The organism is Aliivibrio fischeri ATCC 7744 = JCM 18803 = DSM 507 (genome assembly GCF_023983475.1).
GTDB classification, from domain to species: Bacteria; Pseudomonadota; Gammaproteobacteria; order Enterobacterales; family Vibrionaceae; genus Aliivibrio; species Aliivibrio fischeri.
The window spans coordinates 2,546,699-2,561,016 of record NZ_CP092712.1 but is presented as its reverse complement, the minus strand read 5'-3'; the positions used below and the strand labels follow the sequence as shown (position 1 = coordinate 2,561,016).

Sequence of the window (14,318 nt, the reverse complement as noted above, 5' to 3'; positions counted from 1 at the left end):
GGTGGATAGTTTGCTATTTATTGCCGGAGAAAATAATGAAACCGACACTTCCAAATTATGATCAATCAAGCGTATTGATTGTTGGTGATGTGATGCTTGACCGTTACTGGGGTGGCCCTACGAGTCGTATTTCACCAGAAGCACCAGTACCTGTTGTTAAAGTTGAAAAAATTGAAGAACGTCCAGGTGGTGCAGCAAACGTAGCAATGAATATTGCCGCATTAGGTGGTGATGCGCACTTAGTTGGATTGGTTGGTGAAGATGAGCCAGCGCAAGCGTTAACAACAACATTAGAGTCATTAAAAGTACATTGTGACTTTGTAGCTCTTCCTGAATTTCCAACTATTACTAAATTACGAGTGATGAGTCGCGGCCAGCAACTTATTCGTTTGGATTTTGAAGATAGCTTCCATGATGTTGCGGCAGAACCAATTATTAGTCGTATGCAACAAGCACTATCAAGCGTAAAAGCAGTTGTTCTTTCTGATTATGCGAAAGGCGCTTTAGAGCACGTTCAGTTGATGATTCAAGAAGCACGTAAAGTCAATGTACCTGTGTTTATTGATCCAAAAGGCGCAGACTTTGAGCGTTACCGTGGTGCAACGTTATTAACGCCTAATATGCTTGAATTTGAAACGGTCGTTGGCAAAGTTAAAGATGAAGATGATCTAGTAGCAAAAGGCCAACAGATTATCGAAGAGTTTGATTTTGAAGCATTACTTGTTACTCGTAGTGAACATGGTATGACATTACTACGCCGTAATATGGAACCATTGCATTTACCTACTCAAGCACGAGAAGTATTTGATGTGACCGGTGCTGGTGATACGGTTATTTCAGTATTGGCTGCATCAGTATCAACAGGTAAACCGCTAGATGAAGCGTGCGCATTAGCAAACGCCGCTGCGGGTGTTGTTGTTGGTAAATTGGGTACTTCTACGCTATCAACCATTGAACTTGCAGAAGCGATTCATGGTAGCCAAGATTCTGGCTTTGGTATTATCGGTGAAGAACAATTGATCAGTGCTGTAAAACAAGCGCGTGCTCGTGGCGAGAAAGTCGTCATGACAAATGGTTGTTTTGATATTTTACATGCAGGTCATGTTTCTTATTTAAATCATGCTGCTGAACTGGGTGACCGTTTGATTGTTGCTGTAAACACTAATGAATCAGTACAACGATTAAAAGGTCCTGGTCGTCCTATTAACCCAACGGATCGTCGCATGGCGGTATTGGCTGGTTTAGGTGCAGTTGATTGGGTTGTTCCTTTCTCTGAAGACACACCACAACGATTGATCTCACAAGTATTACCATCGCTATTGGTTAAAGGTGGCGACTACGCGATTGAAGAGATCGCTGGTGGTGCTGAAGTGATTGCTGCAGGTGGTGAAGTGAAAGTATTAAACTTTGAAGATGGCTGTTCAACAACGGGTATTATTGAAGCAATTAAAGGCGGTCGCGGTTAAATAGCGGCAACGGATAAAAGAAAAGCCACATTATAGTAATGTGGCTTTTTTGTTTGTGTGCTAATTATGTAGTAATTACATAATTGGTATCAACTTATTTGGTTTGCGTCGTCTTATTCGCTTTTAAACCCATGTTGATATCCATAATATCTTGTTCGCTTAGTGTACCAACTGCTTGTTTTAGCTGAAGTACGCTAATGATGTAATCATAACGAGCGTTTGCTAAGTTACGGTTGGCATCATACAAACGACGAGTAGAGTCTAATACATCAACAATAGTACGAGTTCCTACATCAAAACCAGCCTCTGTTGCTTCTAATGCTGATTGTGCAGAGATAACTGTTTGTTCATATGCTTTTAAAGCACCAATTGACGCATTGATGTTGTTATTAAATGCACGTACGTTTTTAGTTACATCACGGTACGTTGCTTCTAGCTCTTGGCTTGCTGCTACATATTGGAATTCAGCTTGGCTTGTTAGTGAGCTTGTATTACCACCAGTGTACAGTGGAATATATAGGTTAATGCCCGCATTGATATCGCCGTAGCTTCCATCATTTGCAGAGATGCCAGAGTTACTTTGGTCAGTGTAATTATAGCCAGCATCAAAAGTTAGAGATGGCATATGACCTGAACTTGCTAGAGAGATATTATCTTTTGCTACATCAGCGCTGATACGAGCGGCTAATAAGCTTAAGTTTTTCTCTTGTGCTTCTTCAATTAAGCTATCAGATGTTTGCTCAGATGGGCTTGCTGAAAAGCGTTTAGTATCAAGTACGCTTAGGTGAGTATGGCCTTGGCCTGTAATTACTCGTAAATCTTCGTAGCTATTTACCAATTGGTTTTCTGTTAATACTTCATTTGCTAATACGCTATCGTATTGAGCTTGTGCATCATGTACGTCGGTAATTGCTGATAGACCAACATCAAAGCGTTGTTTAGTTTGTTCAAGTTGACGAGCAACGGCTGCTTTCTCTGCTCGTACAAATTCTAGGTTATCGTTGGCACGCAATACATCAAAGTAAGCTTGTGCGACACGTAGAATGACACCTTGTTGTTCTGCGGCATAGGCTGAATCTGCTTGGCGAGCGCTTTTCTCAGCTATGTCTAGGCTAACCCAGCTAGATTGTTGGTATAGCTCTTGAGAAAGATTGATACCTGCAGTAAGGCGATCATTATCGCGACGATCTTCATCACTACGTAAAATGTTGTAACCAGCAGTTAAATCGATTTGAGGTAACAATGAACTTTGCGAAGAGTTTACCGCTTCAAACGCTGCATCTTTCGTAGCAGCAGCTCTTAATAGCTGAGGGTCATTTTCTTTAGCTTGGTTATAGACTTGTGCTAGATCATCGGCAGCAGCTAAAGAGCTGAAACTACCTAGTGCCATTCCAATAAAGAGTGGAAGCAGTTTTCTCATGGTGGTTTGTCCTGCAAAAATTGTTTTATATAATATAGTTCATAGAGTGTACCTTATCTAGACACCCTCTGGCTCTAAAGATTACGTTTTTTTACGTTTTATAAGCATTACTTCAAACAAATATAATGGAAAGCTTATAAAAAAAATGTAAGCATTATCAAAAAAGTTGAGTTAATGAATTGTTGCTCGTAAAAATGAGTGATAAAACAATGCGAGATATTGAGAGGAATCGATGGTTTCATCATTAAATATAAATTCAGTGAATCAGTTTGATTCTAAAGATGTTGAAATAATATCGAAAGAGCCTTTGTTTAATGGTTTCTTTAAAATGACAAAAGTTGCTTTTCGTCACCAATTGTTTAGCGGCGGTTGGAGTGAAGTCATTGAACGAGAGCTTTTTGAGCGAGGTCATGCGGTTGCATTATTACCTTATGATCCTAAAACGGATCAGGTTGTGTTAATTGAACAGATCCGAGTGGGAGCATTAGAATCAAGTGCTCCTTGGCAATATGAAATTGTTGCAGGCATGATCGATAAAGATGAATCGGCAGAACAAGTGGCCGTTCGTGAAGCCAATGAAGAAGCTGGTATAACCGTTGCACATTTAGAAAAAATATCGCATTTTTATCCATCTTCGGGTGGCTGTACTGAGAGAATCGATGTTTTTGTTGGGTGTGTTGATGCTTCTAAAGCCGAAGGTATCCACGGTTTAGAAGATGAAAACGAAGATATTCAAGTACATGTTGTTTCTCGTGAAGAGGCGTATGCCCTTGTTAATCGTGGCATAATTGAGAATGCAGCCTCAATTATTGCTCTTCAATGGTTAGAATTAAATGTTTCGCGTTTGCGATCACAGTGGAATGCGCAATAACATGCGTAAATACCATGTAGATTTAGCGAGCTTGATGAGAGTATATGAAACTAATTACGCTAAATTAGTGTCTCTTTTACCAAAGAAAGAAAATATAGGTGCATTAGTAAGCTATCAAGTGTGCCAGCAGCAGTATCAGATAAAAGTCTTGGAAGTCACTGTTTATACCACATTGGTTGAGGTTTATCAGATTGATGAACAACCGATATATCCACTTCCGAAATTAACGGTTCGACTTTATCATGATGCGAGAGTTGCTGAGGTATGTGCAAGTCAGCAACTTGCTTATATCAAAGCAAAATATGATTATCCAAATGGAAAGATGCTTCAGAAAGATGAAAAGCATCAATTAAACCAGTTCCTAAGTGACTGGCTGACGTTTTGTTTAAAAAATGGGATAAGCCAAGAACCCATTTTTTTAGAAAAGAATTAAAAGGTTGTAGCTATTTTGCTCTCTGAAACATTACTTAATGAAGAAAGCGATTCGATTCGCTTGTTACAGATAACAGATACCCACTTGTTTGCGCCAGAAGATGGCGCATTACTTGGCGTACCTACACGAAAAAGCTTTCAAAGTGTTGTAGAACAAGTATTACAGCGAACTCCTGATTTTGATGCCATTCTTGCTACGGGTGATATTTCTCAAGATCATACCGTTGAATCTTATCAGCACTTCGTTAAAGGAATAACACCTCTAAAAAAGCCTTGTTTCTGGCTTCCTGGTAATCATGACTATAAGCCAAGTATGGGCGGTGTTTTGCCTTCTCCTCAAATTAGTGCGTGTGAACACTTACTTATTGGTCAGCATTGGCAAGTGATTATTCTGGATAGTCAAGTTGTAGGTGTTCCTCATGGTGCATTATCTGATGAGCAACTAACATTATTAGATAACGCATTATCTCAACATCCTCAACGTCATTCGTTGGTATTATTGCATCACCATCCATTGCCCGCTGGAAGCGCTTGGTTAGACCAACACCAACTTAAAGAAAGTGATCAATTTTGGTCTGTTTTAGCAAAACATCGCAATGTGAATGGGATAGTTTGCGGACATATTCACCAAGAGTTAGATCGTATCGTTAATGGTGTTCGTTTATTAGCAACGCCATCCACTTGTGTTCAATTCCTACCTGATTCGGATGATTTTGCTTTGGACTCTCAAGCTCCAGGTTGGAGAACGTTAGATTTATTACCAAATGGTGATATTGAAACGCAGGTATATCGACTTAAAGATTGTGACTTTTCAGCGGATAGTGAGGCAGGGGGCTACTAATGCATAAACCAAGTTTGCTTTTGTATATCCACGGTTTTAACAGCTCTCCTTTATCTCATAAGGCGCAAGTCATGGCTGAGTATTGCAAAGTACACCGGCCAGATATCAAGGTTATCGTGCCTCGTTTACCTTCTTATCCTTCACAAGCGGCAGAGTTTTTAGTTCAACTTGTTGAAAAATATAAAGACACACATCAGATTGGTTTGGTCGGTAGTTCTCTTGGTGGGTACTTATCTACTTGGTTAAATCATCAATATGGTTTTAAAGCGGCTTTAGTTAACCCTGCAGTTAAGCCTTATGAGTTACTCGCCGATTACCTTGGAAAGCAAGTAAATCCATATACTCAAGAAGAATACTTTCTTGAAGAGAAGCACATGGAAGAGCTGTTAGCATTGCAAGTAGAAACGTTACATTCTGTTGATGACTTATGGTTATTGCAACAAGAAGGCGATGAAGTCCTCGATTACCGACAAGCTGTAGATAAGTATTCAGCTTGTAAACAAACAATAGAAAAAGGCGGCGATCATAGTTTTGTTAACTTTGAGCGTTATCCTGAACAAATTATTCAATTTCTAAATTTATAGTTACTGTTTCTCTACGCAAGAGACACAGTATCTATACAATCTTTAATACAAAGCCACATATTTAGAGTGGAATAGGGGCGTTTGCTTGACTTTCCCTTCTCCCTTTCAGACTATGTGACAAATTTTAAGAAGCCTTCCGAGATATGACTGAACAATATAATGCAGGAGCCATTGAGGTTCTAAATGGCCTTGAGCCCGTTCGTCGCCGTCCTGGTATGTATACCGACACTGTCCGTCCAAACCATTTGGGCCAAGAAGTTATTGATAACAGTGTCGATGAAGCCCTAGCCGGACACGCGAAAAAAGTTGAAGTAATTTTACATGCCGATCAATCACTTGAAGTTATTGATGATGGGCGTGGTATGCCTGTTGATATCCATCCAGTAGAAAAAGTATCTGGCGTTGAACTTATTTTGTGTAAGTTACATGCTGGTGGTAAATTCTCAGGTAAAAACTACGAATTCTCAGGTGGCTTACACGGGGTTGGTATCTCTGTAGTAAATGCCTTGTCAAAACGAGTTGAAGTAACGGTTCGTCGTGATGGCCAAGTGTATGAAATTGCATTTGAACACGGTGATAAAGTATCAGATTTAACCGTAACGGGCACTTGTGGTCGTCGTAACCGTGGTACCAGTGTTCATTTCTGGCCTGATGCGAGCTATTTTGATTCCGCAAAATTCTCTGTTACTCGCCTTATCAATAATTTAAAAGCTAAAGCAGTACTTTGTCCTGGCTTAGAAATTGTTTTTAAAGATAAAGTTAACGATAAAGAACACAACTGGTGTTATGAAGACGGTCTTAAAGATTATCTTCTTGAAGGTGTAACTGGTTTTACATTATTACCAGAAATTCCATTTACTGGTGCTTTTTCTGGCACTGGTGAAGCGGCAGATTGGGCGGTAACTTGGCTACCAGAAGGCGGTGAGCTAGTTGCTGAAAGTTATGTAAACCTTATTCCTACAGCACAAGGTGGTACGCACGTAAATGGCATGCGCCAAGGTCTTCTTGATGCAATGCGTGAGTTCTGTGAGTTCCGTAACCTTGTTCCTCGTGGCGTTAAGTTAACTGCTGATGATATTTGGGACCGTTGTGCCTACGTATTATCGGTGAAAATGCAAGACCCACAATTTGCAGGTCAAACTAAAGAGCGTTTATCTTCACGTCAGTGTGCGGCGTTTGTTTCTGGTGTGGTAAAAGACGCATTTAGCTTATGGTTGAATGAGAAGCCACAAATCGCAGAACAACTTGCTGAAGCATGTATTGCGAACGCGCACCGTCGTATGCGTGCTGCTAAAAAAGTGGTTCGTAAGAAAATCGCTTCAGGTCCAGCTCTTCCGGGTAAGTTGACCGATTGTTCTGTTCAAGATTTAGCTCGTACCGAATTGTTCTTAGTGGAAGGGGACTCGGCGGGTGGTTCTGCTAAACAAGCTCGTGATCGTGAGTTCCAAGCGGTTATGCCACTGCGTGGTAAAATTTTGAATACATGGGAAGTATCAGCTGACCAAGTATTAGCATCTCAAGAAGTACATGATATTTCTGTTGCTTTGGGTATTGACCCCGACTCTGATGACTTATCTGGTTTGCGTTACGGTAAAGTATGTATCCTTGCCGATGCTGACTCCGACGGTCTTCATATCGCAACCCTGTTATGTGCACTTTATCTAAAACACTTCAAAGCATTAGTTCAAGCTGGCCACGTTTATGTTGCCATGCCTCCTTTGTATCGTATTGATTGCGGTAAAGAGGTGTTCTACGCACTTGATGAAGAAGAAAAAGAAGGCGTATTAGATCGTCTAAGCAATAAGCGCGCAAAAATTAATGTACAGCGATTTAAAGGATTGGGTGAGATGAACCCACTTCAATTGCGTGAAACGACGATGGATCCAAATACACGACGTCTTGTTCAGTTAACGATCGATGATGATGAACAAACTGATGAAATGATGGATATGCTTTTAGGTAAGAAACGTGCAGACGATCGTCGTGCTTGGCTACAATCTAACGGCGATCAGGCAGAGGTATAAAAATGAGTACAGAAATGTCCTTAGAAGGTGTTGAACAGCTGCCACTGCGCAAGTTTACAGAAGACGCTTATCTAAATTACTCCATGTACGTAATCATGGACCGTGCATTACCGTATATCGGTGATGGTTTAAAACCAGTTCAACGTCGTATTATTTACGCGATGTCTGAACTTGGTTTATCAGCAAACGCAAAGTATAAGAAATCAGCACGTACCGTTGGTGATGTATTAGGTAAATACCACCCACACGGTGACTCTGCGTGTTATGAAGCCATGGTGTTAATGGCTCAACCTTTCTCTTATCGCTATCCATTAGTTGATGGTCAAGGTAACTGGGGTGCGCCAGATGATCCTAAATCATTTGCTGCAATGCGTTATACGGAATCAAAACTGTCTAAGTTTGCTGATGTATTATTAGGCGAAATTGGTCAAGGTACAGTTGATTGGCAGCCAAACTTCGATGGCACAATGAAAGAGCCAACGATATTACCTTCACGTTTACCTCATATTTTATTGAACGGTATTACTGGTATCGCGGTTGGTATGGCAACAGACATTCCACCTCACAATGTACGTGAAGTCGCAAATGCAACAGTTCACCTATTAGAAAATCCAAAAGCGGATTTAGATGAGGTGATGGATTTTGTAAAAGGTCCAGATTATCCAACCAAAGCTGAAATTATTTCACCATCAAGTGAAATTAAAAAGATTTACCGTTCAGGTAGAGGCAGCATTAAAATGCGTGCGGTATGGCATAAAGAAGAGGGTGATATTGTTATTACCGCTCTGCCACATCAAGTATCTGGTAGTAAATTATTAGAGCAAATCGCAAACCAAATGCGAGCGAAGAAGTTACCTATGGTAGATGATCTTCGTGATGAATCTGATCATGAGAATCCAACACGTATCGTTATTGTTCCTCGCTCAAACCGAGTGGATGCGGAACCATTAATGAACCATTTATTTGCTTCGACAGATCTTGAAAAAAGCTACCGTGTTAACTTAAACATGATTGGTTTGGATCAGCGTCCTCAAGTGAAAGGTTTGGTATCTATTCTTTCTGAATGGATTGAATTCCGTCGCACAACAGTGCGTAAACGTCTTCAACACCGTTTAGATAAAGTGCTGGCTCGTCTACATATTTTAGAAGGTCTTTTAGCGGCTTACTTAAATATTGATGAAGTGATTGAAATCATCCGTACTGAAGATGATCCAAAGCATGAGTTAATGACTCGCTTTGATTTATCTGAGAAACAAGCGGAAGCGATTTTAGAAATTAAACTTCGTCAGTTAGCTAAACTGGAAGAGATTAAGATCCGTGGTGAACAAGATGAATTAGCTAAAGAGCGTGATTATCTTGAGAAACTATTAGGTTCAGAGCGTCGTTTAAACACATTAATTAAGAAAGAAATCTTAGCGGATGCTGAGAAGTTTGGTGATGATCGCCGTTCTCCATTGGTTGAGCGTGCAGAAGCGAAAGCGATGACAGAGCGTGACTTAATCCCAAGTGAAGCGATTACGGTTGTTCTTTCTGATAAAGGTTGGATTCGTCATGCTAAAGGTCATGATGTTGACCCAACAACATTGAATTATAAATCAGGCGATAAATACTTAGCGCATGCGCGTGGTAAGAGTAACGCGCCAGCTGTCTTTATGGGCAGTAATGGTCGAAGCTATGCACTTGAATCACATACATTGCCTTCAGCAAGAAGTCAGGGTGAGCCAATTACGGGTCGTCTAAATATTACTGCGGGTAGTCAAATTACGCATGTGGTTATGGGTGAAGAAGAACAGACATGGTTAATCAGCTCTGATGCTGGTTACGGTTTTGTTTGTAAGGGTGCTGATTTACTGTCTAAAAATAAAAACGGTAAAGCTCTGTTAACTCTTCCTGAAAACTCACAAGTAATGAACCCTGAAGCGGTGTCTGATTTAGAAAGTGATGAGATTTTAGCTATCACTAACGAAGGTCGAATGCTTTTATTCCCTATTAAAGATTTACCACAATTAGGTAAAGGTAAGGGGAATAAGATCATTAATATACCAGCAGCACGTTCAAAATCTCGTGAAGAATTCTTGTCTCACTTATTGCCATTACCTCAAGGTGCAACCATTACCTTGTATGCAGGTAAACGTAAGTTAGGATTGAAACCTACGGATTTAGATAACTTCCGTGGGGAGCGTGGTCGTCGTGGTAGTTTACTGCCAAGAGGCCTACAACGAGTTACTCGCATTGATATTAATGGTGAGAGCACAGCGACTGAAGAAGAAAGTGAATAACCTTTAGTCATTGCTTAGATACAAAAATAGCGCATTTTTTAATGCGCTATTTTTTTATTCATTACTTGGGTCTTCTTCAATTGTCACTTTAATTGTTTTGGTTATTCCTTTACGAATCACATCGACATCCACTTCAGTACCCGGTCTTAACTCTGTTACGATATCAATGACACTTTGTCTATTGGTCACACTTTTACCATCGATACTGGTAATTATATCTTGAGTAATAATACCTGCTTTTTCTGCTGGGCTATTTGGTGAAACACCTAAAACTAAAATACCGTTGATATTATCTGCATTCATTAATCTTGCCATGGCAGGGTTAATGTCTCTTCCATCGATGCCAATGTAGCCACGAATTACTTGTCCATCGGCAATCAATCGACGCATGATTTTATCCGCAAGAGCATAAGGAATTGCAAATGAAATACCATAAGTTTCTAGCTCAGTGGCTTGCTGGAATGAGGCGGTATTGATACCCACTAACTCACCTCTGGTATTGACCAGAGCTCCACCAGAATTACCTCTGTTAATGGCAGCATCGGTTTGGATTAGTCCTTGTGTACCATCAGCACTCAATGCGGCACGACCTGTCGCTGAGATAATGCCAAAGGTCGTGGTTTGTCCTAGGTTGTATGGATTACCAATAGCCAGCACAACATCACCAATATCAGCTTGATAGTTTGGGTTTAATGGAATAACAGGTAGGTTGGTATCTTTAATTTGTAATACAGCTAAATCAGTACGTTTATCTTTACCAATTAATTGAGAGTTAAATAGACGTCCATCTTGAAGGGCAACAATAACTTGGTCTGCATCGGCAACAACGTGATAGTTAGTAATAATGTAGCCTTTATCGCTAACGATAACGCCCGAGCCTAAGCCTTCTGTATCTAAACGTAGACGGTCATTATCGTTGTATTTGCGACTATAGATATTTACAACAGCAGGAGCTGCTCGACGAACGGCATAATTAAATGAAATTTGCTTACTGTTCTGAGAGGTTTGCTCTATCGTATTTTGCTCAGGGGTGATGCTTGAGCGTAGGTTAGGGAATGCAAACAGCAGTATCGCAGCTGTTGCGACACCTATCATAGCTGAACGCAATAAGAATGAGAGCATTGGCTTCCTAACCTTGATGAATAAAAAGAATAATTGATTAGGATAACATTGAATCTAGTTAAAAAGTAGAGGATGAAAGAGCAAGCACTTAAAGAATGAGTGCTTGCTTCTAGGTTACTTAATGACTAGATAAAGAGAGTGTTCACCACGTTGAATGTTTAATGCGAGTATCGGCGGTTTGCTTTCTAGTAGCTTTCTAAATTGTTGTAAATTTTTCACTGGTTTACGGTTAACACCGATAATGACGTCGTCTTTTTGTAAACCGTAGCGTTGTGCCATGGATGCTTTTTCTACATTACTGATCTTCACACCTTTAACTGGATCTGATTGAGAGGTGTTTTGTAGTTCTGCACCTTTTAGTCCGTTATGAAGATTTTCAGCTTGTGCTTTAATTTGCTCTGCTTCTTTTAGTGTTGCTGTAATGGTTTTTTCTTTTCCATCACGGATCAGGCCTAGGGTCACTTTTTTCCCTGCACCTAACGTGGCGACTTTTGCTCGTAACTCACCAAAAGTTTGAATTTTTTTACCATTGATAGAGATCAGAATGTCACCCGCTTGAATACCAGCTTTGTCAGCTGCACTATCTGGTACAACTTGGCTAACAAAAGCACCATGATTGGTTTCATAACCGAATGCTTCAGCGAGTTCTGGTGTTAACTCTCCTCCTTGAACGCCAAGAATACCGCGCTTAACATGACCAAACTCTAAAATCTGCTCTGATAAATTACGAACCATATTTGATGGGATAGCAAAGCCGATGCCTACGTTGCCGCCATTTGGTCCTAGTATTGCGGTGTTAATACCAATTAAATCACCATTTAGGTTTACAAGTGCACCTCCTGAATTACCGCTGTTTATTGCGGCATCAGTTTGAATAAAGTTTTCAAAGTTATCTAGGTTTAATCCACTGCGACCTAAGGCTGAAATAATGCCAGATGTTACGGTTTGACCAAGGCCAAAAGGGTTACCAATGGCAACACTAAAATCGCCGACCCGTAAATTGTCAGAATCAGCTAACTTTATTTCGGTTAGGTTTTTTGCCTCTTCAAGTTTAAGTAAAGCGATGTCAGATAATTCGTCACTGCCAATTAATTCGGCAGTGTATTCACGTCCATCGTGTAACTGCACCAGTATTTTTTCTGCGTTATTAATGACGTGATGATTGGTAACAATATATCCTTTTTTAGCATCGACAATAACGCCGGAACCTTGCCCTCTAAAAGGTTGTTCTTGAACTTGTTCTGAAGGAAAGTCTGGACCAAAAAAGAAACGAAACTGTTCGGGTATATGACGCTTAGATACTTGGGTTCCTTCTACGGCAATACTCACGACCGCTGGAGTGATTTTCTCCAACATAGGTGCAAGGCTTGGTAATTGTTGTGAATTCACCGCAAGTGGTAAGGCTGCTTGGGATTGAATCGGTGTAATTATCGCACTGATGCTTAAAGATAAAGCACCTAAAACGAGCAAAGGCTTTTTCATCGAAATGTACTCTTAATTAAACAAAGTGTACTTATTCGACTCAAAAACCTTTGAGAAAGTTCATCGATAACATCGTATTTTAAGCGATTTTATCTTCTTTTTTTGCGTTGATATCAACTAGGTGCTCATCCTTTAAAAGGCCTGTCGCTCCATTGGCGTAATCTTTAGGTTGTTTACTAATTTCATCTTTTACATGAGCTACTTTTTTGTTTAGCTCTGGTGAAAGGGTCATTTCTCCTAAACGCGCTGAAAACGGGTTGTCTTGCTCTGGAAGATTAGGCATCAACTCTTTTGATGTTGAAGCCATGTGGTCATACATCTTATTGAAGTCTTTTGCTAACGCTTCTAGCATTGTTGCACTTGTTGCGAAGTGATCAACCAACTCTTGACGGTATTGCTCCAATTCATATTTGGATTTTTCTAAATCTTGTTTTAATGATTTTTGGTGTTTAATACCGGGTACTGTAAAACGAGAAATCATAAAGCCAATGGTAATACCAACAGCTAAGCCAATTAAAGCGTACGTCCACGCCATGAAATACTCCTTACCGTTTTAATTAATATGGGTCGGCATAACTGTGAGTTAGCCCACTCATAGGGTGTGTTGAGAACATGCTACTATGAAGGGAGTCAATCAACAAAAGAAAAGATTAAAAGTGATGACACCATTAGAAAAATATCAGCAAGACCTCAATCAAGAGGGGTTTATGCATGATAGCGCTCAACAAAATGCTGTAGAACATCTTGATGATTTATATCGACGTTTTTTAGAATTAAAAGTTCCTCAACAACCAGTAAAAAGATCCTGGAAACACTTTTTTATAAAAGCAGAACCACCAAAGTTAATTCCCGAAAAAGGCTTGTATTTTTGGGGTGGGGTCGGTCGGGGTAAAACCTATTTAGTTGATACCTTTTATGATGCATTACCCACCCAAAGAAAAATGCGAGTTCATTTTCATCGTTTTATGCAGCGAGTTCATGATGAGCTAGGAGAATTAAAACAGCAGTCTGATCCTTTGCTTATTGTTGCTGATAAATTTAAACAAGAAACCGACATTATCTGCTTTGATGAGTTTTTTGTTTCAGATATTACTGATGCGATGATCTTAGCAACTTTATTGGAGGCTTTATTTGATAGAGGGATAACGTTAGTCGCTACGTCGAATATATTGCCTCAAGACTTATATCGTAATGGGCTACAGCGAGCTCGTTTTTTACCTGCTATTTCTCTAATTGAGCAACATTGTGACATTATCAATGTGGATAGTGGTGTTGATTATCGCCTTAGAACGCTAGAGCAGGCAGAAATATATCACTACCCATTAGATAGCGATGCTGAAACGAATATGAAAGGTTACTTCTTACAGTTAGTTTCTGGTTGCGATTACAAATCGACTCAAATAGAAATTAATCATCGTCTCTTAGAGGTAAAAGCCGAAGGGGATGGGGTGGTTCATTTTGACTTTGCATCTCTATGTGAAAGTGCTCGTAGTCAGCATGATTATATTGAGCTCTCCCGCTTGTATCATACGGTCTTGCTATCTAATGTGAAAATCATGGGGGAGCTAAATGATGATGCGGCTCGCCGATTTATCGCTATGGTTGATGAGTTTTATGAGCGAAATGTAAAATTAATCATCTCTGCAGAGACAGATTTAGCCTCTATATATCAAAAAGGTCGTCTAACGTTTGAATTTAAACGTTGTCAGTCAAGGTTGATTGAAATGCAAAGTCATGAGTATCTAGCAAAAGAACATTTATCTTAATAAAAGAGAGTCATTTTTTGATGATTTAAGA

At 39.9% G+C, this 14,318-nt stretch carries 12 protein-coding genes; 8 read left to right on the top strand and 4 right to left on the bottom strand.

What is annotated here, in order from left to right; all coding sequences use genetic code 11:
- Positions 1-35 precede the first annotated feature (35 nt).
- Positions 36-1,466, top strand: a complete 1,431-nt coding sequence (gene hldE / locus AVFI_RS11725; RefSeq protein ID WP_054775668.1) for a bifunctional D-glycero-beta-D-manno-heptose-7-phosphate kinase/D-glycero-beta-D-manno-heptose 1-phosphate adenylyltransferase HldE — start codon at positions 36-38, stop codon at positions 1,464-1,466.
- Between the two features lie 94 nt (positions 1,467-1,560).
- Here hldE and tolC read toward each other — a convergent pair whose 3' ends face one another.
- Complete coding sequence (gene tolC, locus AVFI_RS11720) at positions 1,561-2,886, bottom strand: outer membrane channel protein TolC (protein ID WP_012533958.1); 1,326 nt, start codon at positions 2,884-2,886, stop codon at positions 1,561-1,563.
- 232 nt (positions 2,887-3,118) lie between these two features.
- Here tolC and nudF point away from each other — a divergent pair, with 232 nt between their 5' ends.
- The 6 genes from nudF to parC all read left to right on the top strand — a co-directional run bounded on the left by nudF (position 3,119) and on the right by parC (position 9,917).
- Positions 3,119-3,757 carry an ADP-ribose diphosphatase gene (nudF, locus tag AVFI_RS11715; protein WP_065623500.1) on the top strand — a complete coding sequence of 213 codons (639 nt, stop codon included), beginning with the start codon at positions 3,119-3,121 and terminating at the stop codon, positions 3,755-3,757.
- Position 3,758: 1 nt separating this feature from the next.
- Positions 3,759-4,190 carry a DUF1249 family protein gene (locus tag AVFI_RS11710; RefSeq protein WP_054775669.1) on the top strand — a complete coding sequence of 144 codons (432 nt, stop codon included), beginning with the start codon at positions 3,759-3,761 and terminating at the stop codon, positions 4,188-4,190.
- Positions 4,191-4,205: 15 nt separating this feature from the next.
- Positions 4,206-5,030, top strand: coding sequence for a 3',5'-cyclic-AMP phosphodiesterase (gene cpdA, locus AVFI_RS11705; protein ID WP_012533436.1), 825 nt, complete (start codon positions 4,206-4,208; stop codon positions 5,028-5,030).
- A complete protein-coding gene (gene yqiA, locus AVFI_RS11700) occupies positions 5,030-5,614 on the top strand; it encodes an esterase YqiA (protein WP_054775670.1) in 585 nt (194 codons plus the stop codon). The genes cpdA and yqiA overlap by 1 nt, the downstream gene beginning before the upstream one ends.
- Positions 5,615-5,757: 143 nt before the next feature.
- Complete coding sequence (gene parE, locus AVFI_RS11695; RefSeq protein WP_005420972.1) at positions 5,758-7,638, top strand: DNA topoisomerase IV subunit B; 1,881 nt, start codon at positions 5,758-5,760, stop codon at positions 7,636-7,638.
- A gap of 2 nt (positions 7,639-7,640) precedes the next feature.
- Positions 7,641-9,917 carry a DNA topoisomerase IV subunit A gene (gene parC / locus AVFI_RS11690; protein WP_188863591.1) on the top strand — a complete coding sequence of 759 codons (2,277 nt, stop codon included), beginning with the start codon at positions 7,641-7,643 and terminating at the stop codon, positions 9,915-9,917.
- 54 nt (positions 9,918-9,971) lie between these two features.
- On the opposite strand, the gene degS is transcribed toward parC, so the two are convergent.
- The 3 genes from degS to zapG form a co-directional block, all read right to left on the bottom strand.
- Positions 9,972-11,039 carry an outer membrane-stress sensor serine endopeptidase DegS gene (gene degS / locus AVFI_RS11685; RefSeq protein WP_012533742.1) on the bottom strand — a complete coding sequence of 356 codons (1,068 nt, stop codon included), beginning with the start codon at positions 11,037-11,039 and terminating at the stop codon, positions 9,972-9,974.
- A 114-nt stretch (positions 11,040-11,153) separates the two neighbouring features.
- Positions 11,154-12,521 carry a Do family serine endopeptidase gene (locus AVFI_RS11680; protein WP_188863590.1) on the bottom strand — a complete coding sequence of 456 codons (1,368 nt, stop codon included), beginning with the start codon at positions 12,519-12,521 and terminating at the stop codon, positions 11,154-11,156.
- A gap of 79 nt (positions 12,522-12,600) precedes the next feature.
- Positions 12,601-13,056 (bottom strand): Z-ring associated protein ZapG, encoded by a 456-nt coding sequence (zapG, locus tag AVFI_RS11675; RefSeq protein ID WP_005420963.1) that lies wholly within the window; start codon positions 13,054-13,056, stop codon positions 12,601-12,603.
- A 124-nt stretch (positions 13,057-13,180) separates the two neighbouring features.
- Here zapG and zapE point away from each other — a divergent pair, with 124 nt between their 5' ends.
- The gene (zapE, locus tag AVFI_RS11670; RefSeq protein ID WP_188863594.1) at positions 13,181-14,287 is read left to right on the top strand and encodes a cell division protein ZapE; all 1,107 of its coding nucleotides are present in this window, start codon (positions 13,181-13,183) and stop codon (positions 14,285-14,287) included.
- Positions 14,288-14,318 lie beyond the last annotated feature (31 nt).